This is a genomic window from Microbacterium sp. H6 (assembly GCF_003314775.1).
GTDB lineage: Bacteria > Actinomycetota > Actinomycetes > Actinomycetales > Microbacteriaceae > Microbacterium > Microbacterium oxydans.
Window position 1 is genome coordinate 1 of record NZ_QOAY01000245.1, and the last position, 19,783, is coordinate 19,783.

General features: G+C 67.5%; 21 protein-coding genes, 1 tRNA gene and 1 pseudogene. 16 read left to right on the top strand and 7 right to left on the bottom strand.

Annotated elements, in window-relative coordinates; all coding sequences use genetic code 11:
- The 3 genes from DSP71_RS15505 to DSP71_RS15515 form a co-directional block, all read left to right on the top strand.
- Positions 1–983: hypothetical protein (locus DSP71_RS15505; protein ID WP_113681538.1), on the top strand; the 983-nt coding region annotated here is incomplete at its 5' end.
- Complete coding sequence (rsfS, locus tag DSP71_RS15510) at positions 983–1,366, top strand: ribosome silencing factor (RefSeq protein ID WP_046749236.1); 384 nt, start codon at positions 983–985, stop codon at positions 1,364–1,366. The genes DSP71_RS15505 and rsfS, both read left to right, overlap by 1 nt.
- A 1-nt stretch (position 1,367) precedes the next feature.
- Positions 1,368–2,057 carry an SDR family oxidoreductase gene (locus tag DSP71_RS15515; protein WP_058631412.1) on the top strand — a complete coding sequence of 230 codons (690 nt, stop codon included), beginning with the start codon at positions 1,368–1,370 and terminating at the stop codon, positions 2,055–2,057.
- A gap of 18 nt (positions 2,058–2,075) precedes the next feature.
- Here the strand turns inward: DSP71_RS15515 and DSP71_RS15520 are convergent, their stop codons facing one another.
- The gene (locus DSP71_RS15520; protein WP_179516393.1) at positions 2,076–3,731 is read right to left on the bottom strand and encodes an ABC transporter ATP-binding protein; all 1,656 of its coding nucleotides are present in this window, start codon (positions 3,729–3,731) and stop codon (positions 2,076–2,078) included.
- 169 nt (positions 3,732–3,900) lie between these two features.
- On the opposite strand from DSP71_RS15520, the gene DSP71_RS15525 reads away from it, so the two are divergent.
- From DSP71_RS15525 to DSP71_RS15560, 8 genes are all read left to right on the top strand, one after another.
- Positions 3,901–5,106, top strand: a complete 1,206-nt coding sequence (locus DSP71_RS15525; protein WP_046749234.1) for a dipeptidase — start codon at positions 3,901–3,903, stop codon at positions 5,104–5,106.
- Positions 5,106–6,725, top strand: a complete 1,620-nt coding sequence (locus DSP71_RS15530) for an ABC transporter substrate-binding protein (RefSeq protein ID WP_046749233.1) — start codon at positions 5,106–5,108, stop codon at positions 6,723–6,725. Before DSP71_RS15525 ends, DSP71_RS15530 begins: the two co-directional genes overlap by 1 nt.
- Before the next feature lie 32 nt (positions 6,726–6,757).
- A complete protein-coding gene (locus tag DSP71_RS15535; protein ID WP_046749232.1) occupies positions 6,758–7,720 on the top strand; it encodes an ABC transporter permease in 963 nt (320 codons plus the stop codon).
- Positions 7,717–8,616 (top strand): ABC transporter permease, encoded by a 900-nt coding sequence (locus DSP71_RS15540; RefSeq protein WP_179516394.1) that lies wholly within the window; start codon positions 7,717–7,719, stop codon positions 8,614–8,616. Before DSP71_RS15535 ends, DSP71_RS15540 begins: the two co-directional genes overlap by 4 nt.
- Positions 8,617–8,625: 9 nt before the next feature.
- Positions 8,626–9,804, top strand: a complete 1,179-nt coding sequence (locus tag DSP71_RS15545) for a Xaa-Pro peptidase family protein (RefSeq protein ID WP_046749231.1) — start codon at positions 8,626–8,628, stop codon at positions 9,802–9,804.
- A gap of 28 nt (positions 9,805–9,832) precedes the next feature.
- The gene (locus tag DSP71_RS15550; RefSeq protein ID WP_113681540.1) at positions 9,833–10,732 is read left to right on the top strand and encodes an alpha/beta fold hydrolase; all 900 of its coding nucleotides are present in this window, start codon (positions 9,833–9,835) and stop codon (positions 10,730–10,732) included.
- Positions 10,729–11,763 carry an Lrp/AsnC family transcriptional regulator gene (locus DSP71_RS15555; protein WP_058631419.1) on the top strand — a complete coding sequence of 345 codons (1,035 nt, stop codon included), beginning with the start codon at positions 10,729–10,731 and terminating at the stop codon, positions 11,761–11,763. Before DSP71_RS15550 ends, DSP71_RS15555 begins: the two co-directional genes overlap by 4 nt.
- Before the next feature lie 99 nt (positions 11,764–11,862).
- On the top strand, positions 11,863–12,147 hold the full coding sequence (locus DSP71_RS15560) for a hypothetical protein (RefSeq protein WP_046749229.1): 285 nt from the start codon (positions 11,863–11,865) through the stop codon (positions 12,145–12,147).
- 103 nt (positions 12,148–12,250) lie between these two features.
- Here the strand turns inward: DSP71_RS15560 and DSP71_RS15565 are convergent, their stop codons facing one another.
- The 5 genes from DSP71_RS15565 to DSP71_RS15580 all read right to left on the bottom strand — a co-directional run bounded on the left by DSP71_RS15565 (position 12,251) and on the right by DSP71_RS15580 (position 14,805).
- A complete protein-coding gene (locus tag DSP71_RS15565; RefSeq protein ID WP_257022314.1) occupies positions 12,251–12,925 on the bottom strand; it encodes a CueP family metal-binding protein in 675 nt (224 codons plus the stop codon).
- A 70-nt stretch (positions 12,926–12,995) separates the two neighbouring features.
- Positions 12,996–13,589 carry a DUF305 domain-containing protein gene (locus DSP71_RS15570; protein ID WP_257022315.1) on the bottom strand — a complete coding sequence of 198 codons (594 nt, stop codon included), beginning with the start codon at positions 13,587–13,589 and terminating at the stop codon, positions 12,996–12,998.
- Between the two features lie 102 nt (positions 13,590–13,691).
- Positions 13,692–14,171 carry a DUF6153 family protein gene (locus tag DSP71_RS15575; RefSeq protein WP_218867905.1) on the bottom strand — a complete coding sequence of 160 codons (480 nt, stop codon included), beginning with the start codon at positions 14,169–14,171 and terminating at the stop codon, positions 13,692–13,694.
- 61 nt (positions 14,172–14,232) lie between these two features.
- The gene (locus tag DSP71_RS22425) at positions 14,233–14,409 is read right to left on the bottom strand and encodes a hypothetical protein (RefSeq protein WP_179516395.1); all 177 of its coding nucleotides are present in this window, start codon (positions 14,407–14,409) and stop codon (positions 14,233–14,235) included.
- Between the two features lie 323 nt (positions 14,410–14,732).
- A tRNA-Ala gene (locus DSP71_RS15580) sits at positions 14,733–14,805 on the bottom strand.
- A gap of 160 nt (positions 14,806–14,965) precedes the next feature.
- On the opposite strand from DSP71_RS15580, the gene DSP71_RS15585 reads away from it, so the two are divergent.
- Positions 14,966–16,036: an NAD(P)-binding domain-containing protein gene (locus tag DSP71_RS15585; protein WP_113681541.1), complete on the top strand. Its 1,071-nt coding sequence runs from the start codon at positions 14,966–14,968 to the stop codon at positions 16,034–16,036.
- Here DSP71_RS15585 and DSP71_RS15590 read toward each other — a convergent pair.
- On the bottom strand, positions 16,023–17,045 hold the full coding sequence (locus DSP71_RS15590) for a DUF2804 domain-containing protein (RefSeq protein WP_113681548.1): 1,023 nt from the start codon (positions 17,043–17,045) through the stop codon (positions 16,023–16,025). The genes DSP71_RS15585 and DSP71_RS15590 overlap by 14 nt on opposite strands.
- A 124-nt stretch (positions 17,046–17,169) precedes the next feature.
- On the opposite strand from DSP71_RS15590, the gene DSP71_RS15595 reads away from it, so the two are divergent.
- The 4 genes and pseudogenes from DSP71_RS15595 to DSP71_RS24075 all read left to right on the top strand — a co-directional run.
- A complete protein-coding gene (locus DSP71_RS15595; RefSeq protein ID WP_113681542.1) occupies positions 17,170–17,961 on the top strand; it encodes a hypothetical protein in 792 nt (263 codons plus the stop codon).
- A complete protein-coding gene (locus DSP71_RS15600; RefSeq protein WP_113681543.1) occupies positions 17,958–18,485 on the top strand; it encodes a hypothetical protein in 528 nt (175 codons plus the stop codon). The genes DSP71_RS15595 and DSP71_RS15600 overlap by 4 nt, the downstream gene beginning before the upstream one ends.
- Before the next feature lie 28 nt (positions 18,486–18,513).
- A complete protein-coding gene (locus tag DSP71_RS15605; protein WP_113681544.1) occupies positions 18,514–19,170 on the top strand; it encodes an SDR family oxidoreductase in 657 nt (218 codons plus the stop codon).
- Positions 19,171–19,194: 24 nt separating this feature from the next.
- Positions 19,195–19,783 (top strand): annotated as a pseudogene (locus DSP71_RS24075) (glycoside hydrolase family 3 protein); the annotation flags it as partial.

The following is a 19,783-nucleotide window of genomic DNA, read 5'->3' on the forward strand; positions in this document are numbered from 1 at the left end:
CGGTCGTCGACGCCGCGAACGGTGACGCACCGCTCACGCGTCGTCAGGTGCGCGAGCTCGAGAAGGTCCGCACGGCCTCCGTGCCGGTGGTCACACCGGAAGGCACCTCGGAAGACGGCGTCGCTGCTGCCGGCGACGGGGAAGCGGAGCAGCCCGCCGAAGCGGGCCCCTCCGACGCCGCTGCCGCGCCCGCGGAGATCGTGTCGGGCGTTCCTGACTTCACCCGCAACGAAGAGCCGGGCGATGCCGACGACGACGATGATGATGATGTCGCCGTAGAGCCCGTCCGGGCATCGGTCGCCGCAGACGCGGTGGGCGAGGTCCCGCTGGAGACCACGGCGGCGTCCACGGGCGATGAGGACGATGTGGCTGCGGCCCTCGGGCTTCCCGCCCAGGCAGAGGACGCCGGCGAGCAGGATCCCGACGACGTGCTCGCCGATGTCGACGACGCCGGGGATGAGGTCGTCGGCGACGCACGCCCGACCGTCAACTCCGCTTTCGGCGAGGGGCTGCTCGCAGACGCTCCCGACCCGCACGCGCCCTTCCGCCCGTCTTTCGATGAGCTGCTCACGGTCGGCGACTCGACCGGCTCCCAGCACTCCGCGCCGAATGCGCTGATCTTCACACCCTCTCCCGGAGAGGGATCGCTCTCCGGTCCCGTCGCATCGACCGGCGAGATCCTCGTGACGGGGTCGTACGAACTGCCGCAGGGCATGGGTTCGCAGGGCCACGCACTCGGAACCACCGACGGCAAGGATGTCGACGCCGTTCTCATCGACGGCGAGCTTCCCCCCGCGTCGTCGCCTACGCCGATCGCCGCCAGCTCGGCGGTCAGCACCATCAAGCCCGCCGGCGAGGTGATCCGTCCGCCGGCGCCTGAGAAGGGCAACCGGCTGATGATCACCCTGGCGATCGTCGCCGGAGGGCTTGCCCTCGCTGTCGGTGTCGTCGTCATCATCGCCATCACCACGAATGTGTTCTGATGCAATCACCTGAAACCGCCGAAGAGATGCTGCGTCTGGCAGCACAGGCCGCCGTCGACAAGGGCGGAGAGGATCTCGTCGCACTCAACGTCTCCGAGCCGCTTCCGCTCGTCGACATCTTCCTGCTCGTCACCGGAAACAGCGAGCGCAATGTCGCCGCGATCGCCGACGAGATCGAAGACCGCCTGATCGAGTCCGGGCACAAGCGCGTCCGCCGAGAGGGTCGGGCGGAGGCTCGCTGGGTGCTGCTCGATTTCGGTGACCTGATCGTGCACGTGTTCCACCAGGAGGAGCGCGTGTACTACGGGCTGGAGCGTCTGTGGAAGGACTGCCCCGTCGTTCCGATCGACGTGGCGGTGCCTGCCGCCACCGACCAGGGCTGACGTGTCAACGCACCTCGTCACCGGTGCGGGTTCCGGCATAGGGGCTGTTCTCGCTAGACGGCTCCTGGATCGCGGCGACGACGTCGTGGCGCTCGCCCGCGATGCCGGGCGTGCCAGACAGATCGCGGAGACGCTTCCCGGAGCTTCCGTCCTCGTCGGAGACCTCTCCCAGCCGGGGCGACTGTCGTGGGCGCTGTCGAAGCAGCAGCTGCCCGAGCGGATCGATGCGCTCGTCCACGTCGCCGGCGTCGTCGACCTCGGCGATGTGGCTGATCTCGCTCCCGCGCTGTGGGAGCAGCAGCTCGCCGTGAATCTCATCGCCCCTGCCGAGCTCACGCGCCTGCTTCTGCCCGTCCTGCGCGTGTCACAGGGGCAGATCGTGTTCGTCAACTCGGGAGCGGGCCTCCGCGCCAACGCCGGGTGGTCGGCGTATGCGGCGTCGAAGCACGGTCTCCGTGCGCTTGCCGATGCGCTGCGCGCCGAGGAGGCCGCGCACGGAGTGCGGGTGACGTCGATCTATCCCGGCCGCACAGCCACTCCCATGCAGGAGCGCGTGCACCAGCAGGAGGGCCAGGACTACGACGCCGAGCGGTTCATCACGCCGGACGCGGTCGCCACGACCATCCTCACGGCGCTCGATCTTCCACGCGATGCGGAGATCACCGACCTCACGGTGCGACCGGGGCGCTGACTCCGCGCTGCTCCGCGTTCACGCGCTCATTCGGGTGCGGCGCGCGAGCATGCCCCGGTCGGCGCGTGTCTGGGGAGGAATGGCCGAGAGCAACGACCGGGTGTAGGGGTGCTCTGCGCGAAGGTAGACGTCTTCGGTCTCACCGATCTCGACCATCTCGCCCAGGTACATGACCGCGACGCGGTCGGCGATGTGCCGCACGAGGGAGAGATCGTGCGCGATGAAGACGATCGACATTCCCAGTCGCTCCCGCAGCTCGCACAGCAGGTCGATGATCTGTGCGCGGATCGACACATCCAGCGCCGAGACGGGTTCGTCGCACACCAGGACGTCCGGGTCGAGTGCGAGTGCCCGAGCGATGCCGATGCGCTGACGCTGTCCGCCGGAGAACTGGTGCGGGAAACGCGAACCCATCTCGGCGGTGAGGCCGACGAGTTCCAGCAGCTCGGCGACGCGCTCGCGCCTGCTCGACGGCGTTCCCGAGTGCGTCGCGGCGAGCGGTTCGGCGATGATCTGCTGCACGGTCATCCGGGGGTTGAGTGACATGTAGGGGTCCTGGAACACCATCTGCACCCCACGCCGCAGGATCTTCCGATCCTGGAGCCGCCCTCTCGTCACATCCTGGTCGCGGTAGCGCAGGGTTCCCGCATCGGGGGAGTCGAGCCCGACCAGCATCCGCGCCAGAGTCGACTTGCCGCTTCCGGACTCGCCGACGATCGCCAGGATCTCGCCCTGGCGGAGGTCGAGGTCGACGTCGGCTACCGCGGCGACCCGGTGCGCACGGCGCCCGCTTCCCGAACGGAAGGTGCGCTCGAGGCCGCGTCCCTCCAGGATCGGCGGGGTGTCGGCATCCTGCGCCGCCGGGCTCACATCTCGCGGCATCGAGTTCAGCAGCTGCACCGTGTACGGATGCTGCGGCTCGGTGAGCACGACGTCGGCGGATCCCGTTTCGACGATGCGACCGGTGCGCATGACGGCGACCTGATCCGCGACCTCCATCACGACACCGAGGTCGTGCGTGATGAGCAGGATCCCCATTCCGAGTCGATCACGCAGGGAGAGCAGCAGATCGAGGATCTGGGCCTGCACTGTCACATCGAGCGCGGTCGTCGGCTCATCCGCGATGATGAGATCAGGGTCCAGCGCGATCGCCATGGCGATCAGGATGCGCTGGCGCTGGCCGCCGGAGAACTGGTGCGGGTAATCGTGCACACGCTTGTCGGGGGAGGGGATACCGACGAGGGCCAGCAGCTCGACCGCGCGCGCCTGGGCGGCGCTCCGGCCGATGCTGCGGTGAGCACGGATCAGATCGATGATCTGATCGCCGATGCTGAGGACCGGATTCAACGCGGAAAGGGCGTCCTGCATGACCAGGCTGACGTGCACACCCCGCAGGCGCCTGTGCTGTTCGGCGGAGAGGGAGAGGAGATCGGTCCCGCTGAGCGTCAGGGTGTCCGCCTCCACATCCCCGTTGTCGATGAGGCCCATGATCGCGCGGGCGGTCATGGACTTTCCTGATCCGGACTCGCCCAGCAGCGCGAAGACCTCGCCCCGGCGCACGGTGATGTCGATGCCATCGACCACGCGGTTGCGCCGGCCTTCGCCGGTGAGGGTGACGGTGAGTCCCTTGACGTCCAGGACGACGGTGTTCCGGGGGGCGGGTGCGTTCTCCATGGGTGCCATCATGCCAGCTTCCAGCCTCTGAATTGTTTCGAACAGGAAACATTTCGTCTGGAAATAATCACAGTGGTTGACATCTATGCCGAAATCCTCCAGATTCGAGGAAACTCCCGCTTGGTGACCGAGTGGGACACCCGCATCATCGAACCGAAGGAGCGCATCCGTGCTCGAACAAGCTGGCCGGTACACCGGCTACACCGCGTACGACTATCTGGAAGCCGGCAAGGACTACCGCGAATTCCGCTACGCCAAGCAGATCGGCCGCGTCCCGGCTTACGATCTCGGCCTGAGCGATGCGCAGCGCGAACGCACCGAGCGCCTGCTCCGCGAGGAGACCGTGATCTCCCTGCACGAGCACGTGCAGGTCTTCCCCGAGGACATGGGCGAGCTACGCGACCACATCCGCCAGGGTCGCGAACCCACCGGCTACCAGGGTCTCGCCCGTTCCGGACTCACGGCCGTGTTCGACAACGGTATGGACGGCACCTGCTGCATCTCGAGCGACGCAGGGTGGAAGTACCAGGACGTGCTGTTCGACCTCGGTGTTCGCATGGCCGACCTCGCGCACCAGGACTTCGTGATCAAGGCCGAGTCGATCAAGGACATCCGCCACGCGGCGGAGACCGGCCGAGTCGCGCACATCTTCGCGCTCGAGGCGTCGACCATGATCGAGAACGAGGTCGACCGCCTCGACGTGCTGTACGGCTTCGGCGTGCGTCAGATGGGCATCGCCTACTCCGAGGCCAACATGCTCGGAGGCGGACTGAAGGAGCGGGGCGACGGCGGACTGACATACTTCGGCGAGCGCGCGGTCGAGCGGATGAACAAACTCGGCATCGCGATCGACATCTCCCACTCCGGGGACCAGACGTGCCTCGATGTGATCGCCCACTCGACGAAGCCGGTCTTCATCACGCACGCCGGTGCTCGTGGGCTGTGGCCGACCAACCGCATGAAGACCGACGAGACGATCATCGAGTGCGCCAAGCGCGGCGGTGTGATCGGCATCGAGGCGGCTCCGCACACCACCATCTCGCCCCAGCACCCGAAGCACTCGCTGGAGTCGGTGATGGATCACTTCCAGTACTGCGTCGACCTGGTGGGCCTGGAGCACGTGAGCTTCGGACCGGACACGCTGTTCGGGGACCACGTCGGCCTTCACGACGCGTTCTCCTCGAACCTGTCGCTGGGGCAGGCGCACGCCAACGTCGACTACGAGAAGCAGCCGTACGTCGACGGCATCGAGAACCCGGCCGAAGCCTTCTACAACATCATCGGCTGGCTTGTGAAGCACGACTACTCCGACGACGAGATTCGCGCCGTCGTCGGAGGGAACACCATGCGCGTACTCGAGGAGGTCTGGGTCTGATGAAGTACAGCAAGTTCCTCGCCCTCGGTGCGGCCGCGGCTCTCGCCGTCGGTCTCGCCGCGTGCGCCCCGTCCGCGCCGGAACCGGGGGAGTCGTCCGGCTCCGCCGGTCCGAGCGACGAGACGATCAGCATCGGCACGACGACGGATGTCGTGAACTTCAACCCGGTGCTCGGCAACAGCAGAACGGATTCGTGGATCACGAACCTGATGTATCCGCACCTGCTGAGCATCAGCGATGACGGCAGCAAGGAAGCCCACGTGGCCACGGATTGGGGCTACGTGGATGACACCACGGGCTTCTACGAGATCCGCGACGACCTCACCTGGAGCGACGGCGAGCCCCTCACCGCCGAAGACGTGGCGTGGACCCTGAACGCGGTCAAGCGCGATCAGGCCCCCGGCACGTTCTACGGACAGCTCGGCAACCTCGACACCGCGACAGCCGTGTCGGACACCCGTGTCGAGCTCACTCTCACCCAGCCGGACTCGTCCATCGTCGAGGAGATCGGGTTCTGGGGTGTCGTCGTCCCGCAGCACGTCTTCGAGCCGAAGGGATCGATCGCCGAGTTCGCGAACGACGGCAGCGACGGGGGATGGGTGGGCATGGGCCCGTTCATCATGAGCGACTTCCAGGTGGGTCAGCACTACACGCTGAAGCGCGTCGAGGACTACCCGCTCGTCAAGGGCGGCGTCCCTGGACCCGCCGAGGTCGTGTATCGCGTGTATCCGGACGTGAACACCGAGATCCTGGCACTGCAGAGCGGCGAGATCGATGTGATCGCGAACGCGCTGCCGCCGGCACAGGTCGAGCAGCTCGGCAACACCGACGGTCTGCAGGTCATCGAGGCTCCGGGGCTCGGCTACGCCCACCTGGTCTACAACATGGACAGGCCGGACCTCGCGAAGACCGAGGTCCGTCAGGCACTCGCCCATGCCGTCGACTACGACGCGATCCGCACTGTCGTGCTGCAAGGGCAGGCCGTCTCGACGGGCTCCAGTGCGCTGATGCCGGTGCTCGCGAAGTACTACGACAAGTCGGTCAAGGAGTACGAGTTCGACCCCGAGAAGTCGCGCTCGCTCATGGAGAAGGCCGGCTACGCGGCGGACGCGAGCGGGAAGTTCCCGGTCTCGTTCCGGCTGATCTACTCGCTGCAGGACAGCGTCACCAGCCAGTGGGCCCAGATGGTGAAGGACAGCGCGGCAGAAGCCGGCATCACGATCGAGCTGCAGGGCACCGAGCGCAACACCTACCTCTCCATGACAAGCGAGGGCGACTACGACATCTATGCGGGCAACTTCGCCATCATGGACGACCCGGTGACGAACTTCTCGCTGTCGTATCTCCCCGGCGGGGCGATCAACTACACGCACGTGGACGATCCCGACCTCAACGCCCTGATCGAGGAGGGAATGGTCACCTTCGACCAGGACGAGAAGATCTCGATCATGCGCAAGGCGAACAAGATCGTCCATGAGCAGGTCTACGACAACATCATGTACACGCAGAACCTGTTCTTCGCAGCCAGCGACGAGTGGGCCGGCTTCATCGCGAAGCCGAGCGAGCTGCTCTCGATCGTGAACCCGCTCTCGCTCGCGAGCGCGCACCCGGTCGAGTAACAACCACCGAAATCTCGAGGAAGGTCGCCCGGGTGTCCCGAGCATCGTTCATTCTCCGTCGCGCCGGTCGCGGTCTGCTCACGATCTGGTTCGCCGTGACCGTGACGTTCCTGCTGCTGCGTCTGCTTCCCGGTGACCCGGCGCTGGCGCTGGCGAGTCCGAACATGACGGACGACATCCGGGCGACCATCCTCGAGCAGTACGGTCTGGACCAGCCCCTGATCGTGCAGTACGGGCTCTACATGTGGCAGCTGCTGCAGGGGAACCTCGGCATCTCTTTCACACAGTCGATCCCGGTCACGGACGTCCTGCTGCAGCGGTTGCCGTGGACGCTCCTGCTGACCATCACGGCGCTGGTGCTCACGATCCTCATCGGAGTACCGCTGGGTGTGGCCGCGGCTTCCCACAAGGGACGGTTCGTCGATAGGGCGGTGCAGGTGCTCGGAGTCACCGGGCAGTCGCTGTTCGTGCCGAGCGTCGCGATCCTGCTGCTGTTCGTGTTCGGTCTGAATCTGGGGTGGTTCCCGATCGGTGGGGCCTACACCAACAACACCTACGGCTTCGAGTGGTATCTGAGCGTCGCGCAGCACCTCGTCCTGCCTGCGGTATCGCTCATGCTGATCCAGGTGGGCTCCTACGTCCTGACGATGCGATCGACGTTGATCGAGACGCTCGGCGAGGACTACATCCTCCTCGCCAAGGCGAACGGCATCCGCGGCAGCCGCATCCTCTGGAAGCATGCGTTGCGCAACGCCCTGCTCCCGACCACCACCCTGATCGGACTGCAGCTCGGCTTCCTGGTCGGCGGCGCCGTGCTCACGGAGACGGTGTTCGCCTACCCCGGCATCGGCCGTGGCATCTACGAAGCAGTCACCCAGCTCGACTTCCCCGTCCTGCAGGGTGCGTTCCTCATGCTCGCCGTCACGGTGGTCGTGGCGAACACCATCACCGACATCATCTACGGCTACCTGGACCCGAGAGTGAAGACCTCATGACCGCTCCGATGCCCTCCGCAGAGGCCCTGACCCCGAGTGAGCCGACCGCTGCAGGCAGCGAGCGGGCGAGCGCCCACACCTGGCGTGCGTTCCGCCGTGACCCGCTCGGCATGATCTCCCTCGGACTGCTGATCCTGCTCGTGATCGTGGCTCTCGTCGCGCCTCTGATCGCTCCGTATCCGGCCAGCTACGGACCCGACGTACTGCGTCCGCCGAGCGGTGACCACTGGTTCGGCACCGATGCTCTCGGGCGGGACGTGTTCTCCGAGGTGATCTGGGGCACGCAGCAGAGTGTGCTGGTGGCCGTGGCGGCCTCGCTGATCGCGATCGTCTTCGGCACGATCATCGCGGTCCTCGGAGCGTACTTCCGCAAGCTCGACAGCTTCATCAGCGTGATCGTCGACATGACGCTCTCGCTCCCCGTGCTGCCGCTCATGATCCTGATCGCCGCGTTGGTGGGGCCGAGCACATCGACCATCATCTTCGTGGTCGCCGCGTTCTCCTGGCCGGAGGTCACCCGCCTCGTGCGTTCTCAAGCGCTCACGGTGGTCGGTCTGCCCTACGTCGACGCGTCGCGGCTGATGACCACGTCTCCGGTGTGGATCATCACCAAGCACGTGCTGCCCGCTGTGACCCCGGTGGTCGTCGTCTCCGTGGTGGTGACGGCCTCACGGGCTGTGCTCTCGGCCGCGGGACTGGCCTTCCTCGGCCTCGGCGACCCGACGACCTGGTCCTGGGGGCGCATCCTCTACGAGGCGCAGCAGGCCGGTGCGATGGTCAGCGCCTGGTGGCTGACGCTCTTCCCCTCGATCGCGATCCTCATCCTGGTGCTCTCCGCGACACTGCTCTCGATCGCCTACAACGACGCGCGCAACCCGCGCCACCTCGCCCGATAGGAGACCGTGATGACCGAGTTCGACCAGCGTCTCGCGCCCGAGTTCTTCGACCGGGTACAGACCAGGGTGCGCGAGCGGATGGCCGAAGCGGGTTTCGATGCCTTCCTCACCGATCACCCCGAGGACATCGCGTACCTCACCGGTTTCTTCCACCACCCGTCCGAGCGTCCGGTGGCGATCTGGCTCGAGGCGGGAGGCCGCGTGGTCATGCTGCTGCCCGAGCTGGAACGCGAGTACGCCGAATCGCAGTCTTCCCGTGCGGAACTGGTCGCGTTCTTCGAGTATCCCGGCGTCGTCGCGCCCTTCGAAGTGCTCGCCCGTGCGGTCTCACCTCGCGGGCGGGTCGGGTTCGCGGCGTCGATGCCGTCCGCCCGCCTGTCTGCGGCGAGGGAGGCGATGCCCGATGCCGATCTCGTCGCCTCGGGGCTGCTCACCCGCGCCCGCTACGTGAAGTTCCCCGAGGAGGTGGAGCTGCACCGTGAAGCGGCCCGTGTCACCGACCGGATGCTCGACGCCGGCGTGCAGCTGGTGCAGGCGGCGGTCGCGGCCGGGGGAGATCTTCCGACCGAGGCCGAGCTCGAGCGACACGTCACCGCGACCGGCACCGGCATCATGTACGCCGAGCACCGCAATGTCGTCGTCGCGTCACTGCTGGCCGGGGGACTGGTCTATTCAGGGCCCAATTCCGCCTTCCCGCACGGGCTCCCCTCGGTGAACCGTCTCAAGGCCGGCGACACCTTCATGCTCTCCCTGGGCTGCGCGGTCGGCGGTCGGTTCATCGAGGGGGAGCGCACCTTCGTGCTGGGCGAACCCACTGCGCAGCAGCGGCGGTACCACGACGCGATCCACGCGGCACAGCTGCGCGGTCGCGAGACCATCCGTGCGGGGCTCGAGTGCCGTGAGGCCAACCGCCTGTGCCTCGATGTGATCCGCGACGCCGGACTCGGAGAGTACATCCGGCACCGGCAGGGGCACGGCATCGGTCTCGGCATGCACGAGGCGCCATGGCTGGAAGACGGAGACGCCACGCAGCTCGAGGCAGGAATGGTCGTCTCGAATGAACCCGGTATCTATGTGCCGGGCCACGCCGGCTACCGGATCAGCGACAGCATGCTCGTGACCGCCACCGGCGCCGAACCCCTGACCACCTTCCCGCGCAGCCTCGACGAGTGCACGATCGCGCTCTGACCCACGGAATCCGAGAGAAGCAGAGAACATGACATCCACCCCGCCGGTATCCCCGGAGTTCGCCGCAGCCACCAGTGACCACGAATGGGTCGAGATCAACGGGAACCACCTGGCCGTCGAGGTCCTCGGTCCCGAGGGCGCTCCGGTCATCATCACCCATCACGGAGCCCCCGGCCTCGGGTCCCGCGCCGAACCGCGCGCCAGTTTCGGTCGACTCGCCGACGAATACCGCGTCGTGGTGTTCGATGCGCGCGGCAGCGGAGCGAGCGAGGGCCTCGGCACCTACAGCCACGAGCAGTGGGCGGCGGACATCGACGGTCTGCGGGAGTGGATCGGTGCGGAGAGGATCGTGATCGCCGGTGGCTCGTACGGCGGTTTCATGGCCATGGAGTACGCGCTGCGATACCCGGAGCACGTACAGGCGATCGTGCTGCGCGACACCTCTCCGGACAACTCCAACGCTCACCTGGCGCGTGAGAACGCCCTCGCCTCGGACCGTGTCACGATCGACATGGAGAAGTTCGACCGCATCGACGCCGGACAGGTCCACGACGACAAGGACCTGAAGGACTGCTGGCGCGAGATCCTGCCCCTGTACGACTTCGTGTACGACCCGGAAGCGACCGAGCGCAAGGTGCAGGCGACGCCGTACCGCTATCGCGCACACAACTACGCCTTCTCGGTGAACCTCCCGAACTACGACCTCAAACCGCGCCTGCCCGAGATCGGTGTGCCGACACTCATCACCGTGGGCCGGACGGACTGGATCACGCCAGTATCGTGTAGCCAGACGATCGCCGATCTCATCCCGGACTCCGAGATGGTGGTGTTCGAGAAGTCGGGGCACTCCCCGCAGATCGAGGAGGCAGAGGCGTGGACGAAGACCGTGCGCACGTTCCTGCACCGGGTGTACCCGCCGACCCGATGAGCAGCGTCGATCTCACGAGGGAAGTGAGCGACCTCGACCGACGGATCGTCGTCGCGCTGCAGCAGGACGGCCGAGCGAGTTGGACGTCGATCGCCGAGTTCGCCGGAGCCGCCGTCTCCACGGTCACCCGACGCGGACAGCAGCTGCTCGCCGAGGGGCTGGTGCGGGTCGGGATCGTTCCGACGCTGGGCAGTGAAGGCCATGTAGAGACCTTCTTCGTCCGGATCAACTGCACGCCCGGTTCCCAGCTGAGCGTCGCGCAGGCTCTGATCGGTTCGCCCTACGTGCGGTTCGTGACGCTGGTCACCGGCAAGTTCGACGTGTTCGCCGAGGTCGTCATCCCGGGGGATTCCGCCACCTACGCGCACGTCCTCACGGACCTGCAGGCGATACCGGGTGTCGAGCGTTGGCGCAGCGACCTGGTCGTGCACACCTACAAGGTGAGCTTCGACTGGGGGAGGCAGCTCTACGACGCGCACGCCGAAGCCGCGAGCGATCCGCAGTCGTACATGCCCGCGCCGAACACCTGCGATCCCACGCACTTCGATGACGCGGACCGCGCGATCGTCGAGGAGCTTCGACACAACGGTCGTGCCTCCTTCCAGTCGATCGGCGACAAGCTGGACATGAACGAGAGCAGCGTCCGTCGCCGGTACGAACGCATGCGCAACGGCGGGTGCTTGACGACCGTGACCATGGTTCCGGCGTCCGCACTCGGCATGAGCGCCGAGACACTTCTCATCCTTCGGGTGGAACCCTCTCGGATCGCCTCGGTGGCACGCACCCTCGCCCAGCACGTCTCGGTGCGCTTCCTGGCCGCAGCGCTCGAGGAGAACTCCCTCTACTGCGAGATCATCCTGCCGAGCACCGAGACCCTCCACGACTTCCTCACCGGGACCATCGCGCACCTCAAGGGAGTCAGAGGATGGAACGCGGCCATGGAACTGGTGTTCATGAAGCGAGGATTCATCGAGACACCCTGGTGGCGCGCGCAGGTCGCCTCGGCCGAGGCCGCCGACAACGCCTCCTGACCCCGCGGCGGCATCCTTCGCGAGCAGTGTCAAGGGGCTTTGCGCGAGCCGAACCGTGGCGCACTCTTTGAGGAAGAGAGAGTCCTGGAGGGCCCGCACATGTCTGAACTTCCGGATCCACGTTTCATACTGAATCGCATCACGGCGTCGGAGTGGGTGATCAACGACCTCCGTTACTCGCCGAACGATCCGCGCCATGTGGTGGCGTGCGTGTACGAACTGGCCGAGACCGAGGTCGAGGTCACGTGGCTTCGCGACCTTCCCCTCGCGTCCCGATACGGTACGGCCTTCGAAGTGCTGGAGGACGTCGAGAGGATGCGCGGGTCGAGCAGGGCCACGCGTCCGATTTCGATCTCGCACGTGCCGCCGCTGCTCGCGACCTAGCAGGCCGCACGTCGACAGCAGAAGCGCACCCCTCCGTACACGGAGGGGTGCGCTTCTTCATGCCACGCGGCGGCAGGACGAGCTCAGCGCGTCGTCGGTCGGCTCACCGCAGCTGGAGATCCGTGATGCAGGTGCGGTCGTCGGGAGAGGTCGTCGACAGTGGCACGGAGCCGATCAGCCCCTGGCTCTCGACGGTCAGCGTCGCCTCGAGGCCGCGGGGCACCCATACGCCGACGAAGCCGTTGTCCTGGGTTCGTCGGGTCTCGTCGACGACAATGCTCCCGTCGTCGGTCGTCAGGGTGACACGGACCTCCGTGTCGGCGAGCTCGCCCACGCACGTCGTGAGGCTGTGGAAGTGGCACTCGTGGGTCTGATCGCGGAACGGCGCGATCGAGACGTAGACAGCGTCGTCGGGCAGGGGAAGTCTGCCCTCTCTGCCCCTGGCGTCTCGAAGCACGAGCGTGTCGGGCTGCACCGAGGCGAGGAGGTCATCAGGACGATCCACGAGGGCCGTCGCCTCGAGCCGCGCGATCACCTCGCGGACGTCGAGCGCCGCCAGATCGTGTACGGCGAGCAGCTCTTGTGCCACTGCCGCCGATCCGGCGTCCGTCGATGGCGTGGAGGCCGATTGCGAGGGTGAGGTCTGCGAGGGCGTCGTCTGCACGCCGGCCGAGCATCCGGTCAGGGCGATACCGGTGGCAGCGAGGGCGGCGAGCGTGACGGACAGCCGACGCCGCTGGAGCGTGTGGACGACGGCGGGCATGGTGGGGAGGTTCATGGCGTGGTTCCTTCGTGCGGAGGAGGGCCGGTGCCGCACTGCGCGGCGCCGACACCGGCCCGGGGATGGGTCAGAGAGAGGAGAGGAGGTCCTTCATCTCCTGGATCTCCTCCGTCTGCGCGTCGATGATCGTCTGGGCGAGCTCGACCGCTTCCTGGTCGCTTCCTTCGTCGACCTGGGTCTGCGCCATCTCGACGGCCCCCTCATGGTGCGCGATCATCTGCTCGAGGAACAGTCGGGAGGCCTCGGCGCCGTCGGCCTCGCGGAGCGCCGCGAGGTCGTCGTCGCTCATCATCCCGTCCCCGTGATCCATCGCACCCGCGTCGCGATCGTCGGGGCCGACGCCCCACTCGTCGAGCCAGCCTTCGAGCTGTTCGATCTCCGGTCCCTGAGCGGTCTTGATCCGCTGGGCGAGAGCGGTGACGGCCGGGTCGACCCCGGGAGTCGCGAGCACGATGTCGCTCATCTCGATGGCCTGCTGGTGGTGGACGATCATCATCGAGGTGAACATGATGTCCGCCTCGTCGACGCCGGCGGGTGCCGACGACGAGCCGTGGTCCATCCCCGGCATCGAGCCGTCAGTGTCGCCGGTCGCGCAGCCGGACAGCAGCAGGACCGTGGACAGGGCGAGTGCGGTCGTGACCGCAGCACGGATCTTCTTCATGGTGTTCTCCAATACGCATAGTCGTCGCGCGCACGCCGATGACGGCGCGCGCAAGGTGAGTGGTGTGGAGCCGGGCACGAAGAGTGCGGGCTCGACTGCCGCTCAGGTGCGACTGATGCAGAGAACGTGAAGCGAGGGGGTGCGGGGGAGCAGGCGTGAGGTGAGAGCCCCGGCCGGAGAGGACCGGAAGACGGTGTTCGCCCAGGCGCGGAGCACACCGGGAGCGATGATCAGCGCGAGTGCGAGCAGCAGAGCGAGCACGCACATCATCGCCATGCCGGCGTGGTCGTCACTGCCGCAACCTGCACAAGACATGTCGCCGGCGTTCGTCGAGTTCCCGGAGGGGTGAGCCTGCGCCGCGCCGTGCGGAGCCGCCGCATGGTGAGCGGGCGTCGTGGCGGTGTCGCTCACCGGCATCGCGACTGCTGCCGGCGCCTCGGCGGATGGCGTCCCGTGCAGATTCAGGGTGTGCATCCCCAGGAGTCCGAGGATGATCGCGGCTACGAGGAGAACGGCGGACAGCACACCGCGGAAGACGCTCGATGAGCCTCTTCCTGACCACGTCGCCACCACCGGTGCCATGAGGCAAGTCTAGGCGGAGCGGTGGGAGTCGACGGGGTCCAGGGCGGATGCCTCCGAATGCTCAGTCGTCGTCGTCCGCTGCTGCGGCGATACGGTCGGCCTCGGCGCTGTCGACGAGTGCATCGTCGACGTCGGCATCGAGGACACGCTCGCCGTCGACATCTCGCGTCGGTACACCGGCGGCGTCATCGTCATCGGGGCGGATCGGAGGCACGGGAGGAATGATGGGGTTCGACATGGTCGCGTCCTTTCGTGGAGATGCCTTCACGGTAGGGCGCGCGTCGACGATGCTGCATCGGGTTGACGGTCGGGAAGGGGCGCGCTAGGCGCCTCAGCGCTCTGCATCGACCGAGCGGTCGGGGCGGGGTGATAGACCGACTGGCGCTCGACAGCGGCCGCAGCGAAATCGCCGTCGCCGTTGACGACCTGTCCGCGACGCAGCACGATCCGAGCGGCGCGCCCCTCGGCCCTTGAGAACGGCGCCACGCAGATCGGGGTCGGCGTCCCGGTACACGTCCCGTGAGACGAAGAAAGCCCCCGGAGAACCGGGGGCTTTTTCTGTGGACCTGAGGGGACTCGAACCCCTGACCCCCTGCATGCCATGCAGGTGCGCTACCAGCTGCGCCACAGGCCCAGACGCTGTTCCGAACCAGCCGGAGCAACTTGAAAAGAGTACTACACGAATCGACGGGAGCACCAATCGGTGGGGGCATCCCGGGCGCGTCACGACGGATGAGGGCGCGGATGAGAAGGCGCGGAGGAACAAGCACGCGGCGTCGCGTGTTGGATCCGGCGTGAGCATCCTCGACAGTCTGGTGATCGGCGCAGGACAGGCCGGTCTCTCGGCATCGTTCCACCTGTCCCGGCTGGGTATCTCGCACGTGGTCCTCGATGCGGACGAGCGCCCGGGTGGCGCATGGCAGCATCGGTGGGACGCGTTGACGATGCGAGACGTGCACGGCGTTGCAGAGCTGCCGGGAGACACGCCTCCTGCCCGCGACGGTGCTCGCGCCAATGAGGCTGTGCCGGCGTACTTCGCGTCGTACGAGCGGAGGCACGCACTTCCCGTGCTGCGCCCCGTCCATGTGGATCGGGTGGAGGACCGCGACGGTCTCCTGGCCGTGCGAGCCGCGGAGGGGGAGTGGACGACCCGCACCATCGTGAATGCGACCGGTACCTGGTCCCATCCGTTCCTCCCGCATTTCCCCGGCATGGAGACGTTCGTCGGAGAACAGCTGCACACCGTCGACTATCCGGGACCGGAGCACTTCATCGGCAAGCGGGTGCTGGTCGTGGGCGGTGGCGCCTCAGCCGTGCAGTTCCTCGGCGCGCTGGCCCCGATCACCGAGACGCTGTGGGTCACACGCCGTGAGCCGGTCTGGCGCGACGACGACTTCACCCCGGAGGCGGGAGCCGCAGCGGTCGCGCTCGTCGAGCAGCGCGTCGCCGCAGGGCTTCCTCCGCAGAGCGTGGTCAGCGTCACGGGACTCATGCTCCGCGCGCAGGAGCGGGAAGCGGAGCGTCTGGGCGCCTACGCGGACCGGCGTCCGCTGTTCGAGCGCATCGAACCCGACGGTGTGCGCTGGTCCGACGGCAGCTTCGAGCGGGTCGATGCGATCCTGTGGGCGACCGGCTTCCGACCCGCGATCGGTCATCTGGCACCATTGCATCTGCGCAGCGCTGCCGGAGGCATCCAGCTCGACCGGAACGGACGCGGAACGACCGCCGTCCGCGATCCTCGCGTGCAGCTGGTCGGCTACGGGCCGTCTGCGAGCACGATCGGCGCGAATCGGGCCGGTCGCTCCGCGGCGAAGGGCGTGCAGCGCGCGCTGAAGTCCGCAGAATCGCGCGTCACCAGCGGTTGAGCACCTCTTCAGCGAACCCCTCGATGCCGTCCACGCGCACCCGTTTCCCGGTGTCGTCGAGCACCCAGCCCGACCAGACGCCGAACAACTGGTCCGTGGAGCTGGCGATCACCACGGCATTGGTGCGAGAGCGCTTGTCGTAGAACGGTGTGAAGGTGAGATCGGCCTTCACTCCGTGCACGTGCCACGGGCGCATGAAGTGTCCGGGGTCGTAGTCCCACACGAGTTCCTCGCTGATCTTCGACAGTCGCCCGTCGACGAGCAGCGCATTCTCGGTCGCCCCGGAACCGTCGGTCCACTTCGCGCCGAGTTGCAGTCCGATCACGCGTCCGTCGACGACCCCGCTCGCGGCCGCCCAGTTCCACTGCACCCGGTACGGCCAGCGTCCGCGACCGTGATCGAGCACCGCCCAGCTTCCCGTGGGTACGTCGTGCGCGATGCCGTCCACCGTCACCGTGCCGCTGGCCGGACGGGCGACGTCTTTCACCGTGTACTGGAACCGGGGGATGTCGTCGCCCCGACGCCACGGCACGACGACCCCCAGCGCCTCATGCCCTGCGGGACGACCGGCGAGCAGGTCGAATGAGACGCGAGGTGCACTCCCGCGCAGGCGGGTGCCGTCGAAGCTCTCATCGACGTCCACCGTGATCCGACGGGTGCGCGCCCTCGCGGGCCCATCGCCGATCGACGCAGGCAGCGTCGCACTTCGGCTCCCGGGTGAGATCACCGTGGCGCCGATGTCATGCCCGGTCGCGCGATCGAGCACCCACACCTCGTGGAGCGACATGTAGTCGACGCACGACACCGTGAACGCGATGATGTGGGACGGTGTCATCACGTTCCAGTACTCCCACCGCTTATTGCGGCCCCAATGTCCGCGCCCGGGGATGCCGGAGGTGTCGTGGACAGGGGTGCGCGACCATCCCAGCGCATCCCGGTTCAGTTCCCCGTCCGGGGTGGTGAGAGACACAGGCGCGGTGATCTCGCGCTCGATCAGCGGTGTGGGCATCGTCGTCCTGCTGTCCGGAGGACACCTCGGGGTGGTGTCGTTGCCCCGAGTGTAGAGGAGGGTGTTCCGCACGAGGAACACCCTCCGGGCGGGGAGGGGATCGGACTCTGGATACGCTGAGAGCATGCTCCGCATCGTGTTCCTCGTCGTCTGGCTGCTGCTCTCCGCCTGGCTCGTCGTGTGGGTCGGCGAGGGCCTGTTCGGAGTCGATCAACGACACTCGATCCTTCCCTTCGCCGGAGCGGACACCCTGGGCGCCCCGATCCTCATCGGCGTCGCCTGGGGGCTGCTGCTGACCTTCGGCGGCATGCTGTCCGGCCTCGGGCGTCGCAAGACGGTGCGCGGAGAGACGCAGATCGGTGTCGGCACGATCGTCGAGGTCAGCCGGACCGGTCTGACCGTCAACGATGTGCCGCAGTACGACCTGTTCATCCGCGTGACCCCGAACAGCGGGGAAGAGTTCGTCGCCCAGATGCGGATGCTGGTCGACGCCTCTGACATGTCCGCCCTGCAGGTCGGACTTCCCGTGCCGGTGCGATACAGCCTCATCGACCAGGACACCGTGGTGCTCGCAGACCTCACCGATCCCGCGGTGCGTGGCGCCATGCTCCAGTGGAGGATCGAACGGGGGCTGATCGACCCGTCACAGGTGCGCGCCCGCACGAGCGGGACCGCGGTGACGGCCTCCGTGCTCGAGGTCCGTCCGACGGGGCGACGTCGCGAAGGGCAGAGCGAGCTCGCGCTCCGTGTGCTGATGGCACCGGAAGGCGTGGCGACCTGGGAGGCGGACACCACCGTGTTCGTGTATCCGCAGGCCATCCCGCATCTGCAGGTCGGCGCTCCGGTCTGGGCGTACTACCGGCGGGAGGACCCGCATACGGTCGCGGTGACGATCGAGAAGGAGGCGGGACGATGAACCCGATGGACACCCTCATCTGGCTCGTGAACTTCCCGGCGTCGCACGGATACGCGATGGTGTTCATCGCCGGTTTCTCCATCCTCGGCCTGTTCGCGCTCTCCGCCAGCGGAACCGCGCCGGGTGGTGAGTTGCGGGCGATCCGCCGGAGGGAAGGGCTGCTGCGCCCCGATCAGCGTCCGCGCGGGCGGGCCGGGGCTGCGATCGTACGCATCGGGGCGCGGATCCTGGCTTTCCTCATGCTCGCCTGCCTGGTGATCGGCATCCTCAGCCTCATCGGAGTTCCGGTGACCCGCGCGTACATCTACGACAACGGACGGCCGACGGCGGCGACCCTCGACGGCGACTGGGTGACGTTCACGACAGCCGAGGGCGTCGAGTACACGCTGGAGAGCAATTTCTTCACCCCGGCCGTGTACCCGGACCGCGACGCCTACATCCCCGGTGGCCAGCTGATCGTGGTGCGTTACCTCCCCGACCATCCGCAGGCATTCGTCATCGACAGCGACCAGACCCCGCGCTGAGGTCGGAGAGGGCGCGTAGGGTGAAGGTATGTCGCGAATCATCGTCTTCGGCGGCCACGGCCGCATCGCCCTGCTGCTCGCGCCGCTCCTCGCCGCACGGGGAGACGAGGTCACGGGGGTGATCCGGAACCCGGAGCATTCCTCCGAGGTCGAAGCCGGTGGGGCGAGAGCCCTGGTCGCCGACGTCGAGAGCATGGACGTCGACGCGCTCGCCGAGATCATCCGCGGGCACGATGCCGTCGTCTGGTCGGCCGGCGCGGGTGGGGGGTCACCCGAGCGCACCTATGCCGTCGACCGTGACGCTGCGCAGCGTTCCATGGACGCGGCGGAGCGCGTAGGTGTCCGGCGGTACGTGATGGTGTCGTGGATCGGCTCCACCGCCGACCACGGTGTCCCGCGGGACGACTCGTTCTTCCCCTACGCCGATGCCAAGTGGGCTGCCGACGAGCACCTGCGCGGTACCGGCCTCGAAGGCACGATCCTCGCTCCGGGGACACTCACCTTCGACGATCCGACCGGACGCATCCAGATCGATCCCGAGGGGCGGGGAGCCGTTTCCCGTGCCGACGTCGCAGCTGTGATCGCAGCCTCCCTGCAGGAACCGTGCACGGTCGGCCGGACGATCCGCTTCGGCAACGGCGACGCCGACTCGGCAGCCCCCATCGCCGATGCGCTGTCCTGCTGACGCCTCTGCATCACCGCGACGAGCATGACGTCTCGGGTCCGCAGGTACGGGGTGGGTGCCCTGGCGCTCGCCGCGATGGCGGGGCTGTGCGCAGCGACGCCGGCCACAGCCTCCTCCACCTTCACGGACACGCCAATACGCGCGGCGGCGGCCGAGACATCGTCTGGCGTCTCCTCCGAGGAGTTCGTGGAACGCGCTGAAGAGCGGGTGGCGGAGATGTCGGTCGCGGAGCAGGCATCGACGGTGGTCATGGGACACGTCGCGGGAACCGATCCGGCGGCCCTGCATGCCTACATGGCATCGGGGCTGGGCGGATTCATCCTCATGGGCGCCAACATCCCCGCGACGGAAGCGGAGCTGCAGGCTCTCACGGCCGCGCTCACCGTCGATCCCGCCCTTCCGCCGCTCATCGCCGTGGACCAGGAAGGCGGCTTCGTGTCTCGACTGCACGGCGACGGCTTCCCCGCTTCGCCCTCGCTGAAGGGGCTCCCGGTCGCGGAGACGTCGGCGGCGTTCTCCGCACGGGGCGCCCTGGTGGCACGCGCCGGGATCACGGTGAACTTCGGCACGGTGGCGGACTACACGTCCGATCCCGCTTCGTTCATCCACGGCC

What these genes read in the sequence shown, in the direction of transcription:
- rsfS (WP_046749236.1), top strand. Translation starts at nt 983, where the DNA reads ATGCAATCACCTGAAACCGCCGAAGAGATGCTGCGTCTGGCAGCACAG.
- DSP71_RS15520 (WP_179516393.1), bottom strand. Translation starts at nt 3,731, where the DNA reads ATGGAGAACGCACCCGCCCCCCGGAACACCGTCGTCCTGGACGTCAAG.
- DSP71_RS15530 (WP_046749233.1), top strand. Translation starts at nt 5,106, where the DNA reads ATGAAGTACAGCAAGTTCCTCGCCCTCGGTGCGGCCGCGGCTCTCGCC.
- DSP71_RS15540 (WP_179516394.1), top strand. Translation starts at nt 7,717, where the DNA reads ATGACCGCTCCGATGCCCTCCGCAGAGGCCCTGACCCCGAGTGAGCCG.
- DSP71_RS15545 (WP_046749231.1), top strand. Translation starts at nt 8,626, where the DNA reads ATGACCGAGTTCGACCAGCGTCTCGCGCCCGAGTTCTTCGACCGGGTA.
- DSP71_RS15550 (WP_113681540.1), top strand. Translation starts at nt 9,833, where the DNA reads ATGACATCCACCCCGCCGGTATCCCCGGAGTTCGCCGCAGCCACCAGT.
- DSP71_RS15555 (WP_058631419.1), top strand. Translation starts at nt 10,729, where the DNA reads ATGAGCAGCGTCGATCTCACGAGGGAAGTGAGCGACCTCGACCGACGG.
- DSP71_RS15560 (WP_046749229.1), top strand. Translation starts at nt 11,863, where the DNA reads ATGTCTGAACTTCCGGATCCACGTTTCATACTGAATCGCATCACGGCG.
- DSP71_RS15565 (WP_257022314.1), bottom strand. Translation starts at nt 12,925, where the DNA reads ATGAACCTCCCCACCATGCCCGCCGTCGTCCACACGCTCCAGCGGCGT.
- DSP71_RS15570 (WP_257022315.1), bottom strand. Translation starts at nt 13,589, where the DNA reads ATGAAGAAGATCCGTGCTGCGGTCACGACCGCACTCGCCCTGTCCACG.
- DSP71_RS15575 (WP_218867905.1), bottom strand. Translation starts at nt 14,171, where the DNA reads ATGGCACCGGTGGTGGCGACGTGGTCAGGAAGAGGCTCATCGAGCGTC.
- DSP71_RS22425 (WP_179516395.1), bottom strand. Translation starts at nt 14,409, where the DNA reads ATGTCGAACCCCATCATTCCTCCCGTGCCTCCGATCCGCCCCGATGAC.
- DSP71_RS15590 (WP_113681548.1), bottom strand. Translation starts at nt 17,045, where the DNA reads ATGCCCACACCGCTGATCGAGCGCGAGATCACCGCGCCTGTGTCTCTC.
- DSP71_RS15595 (WP_113681542.1), top strand. Translation starts at nt 17,170, where the DNA reads ATGCTCCGCATCGTGTTCCTCGTCGTCTGGCTGCTGCTCTCCGCCTGG.
- DSP71_RS15600 (WP_113681543.1), top strand. Translation starts at nt 17,958, where the DNA reads ATGAACCCGATGGACACCCTCATCTGGCTCGTGAACTTCCCGGCGTCG.
- DSP71_RS15605 (WP_113681544.1), top strand. Translation starts at nt 18,514, where the DNA reads ATGTCGCGAATCATCGTCTTCGGCGGCCACGGCCGCATCGCCCTGCTG.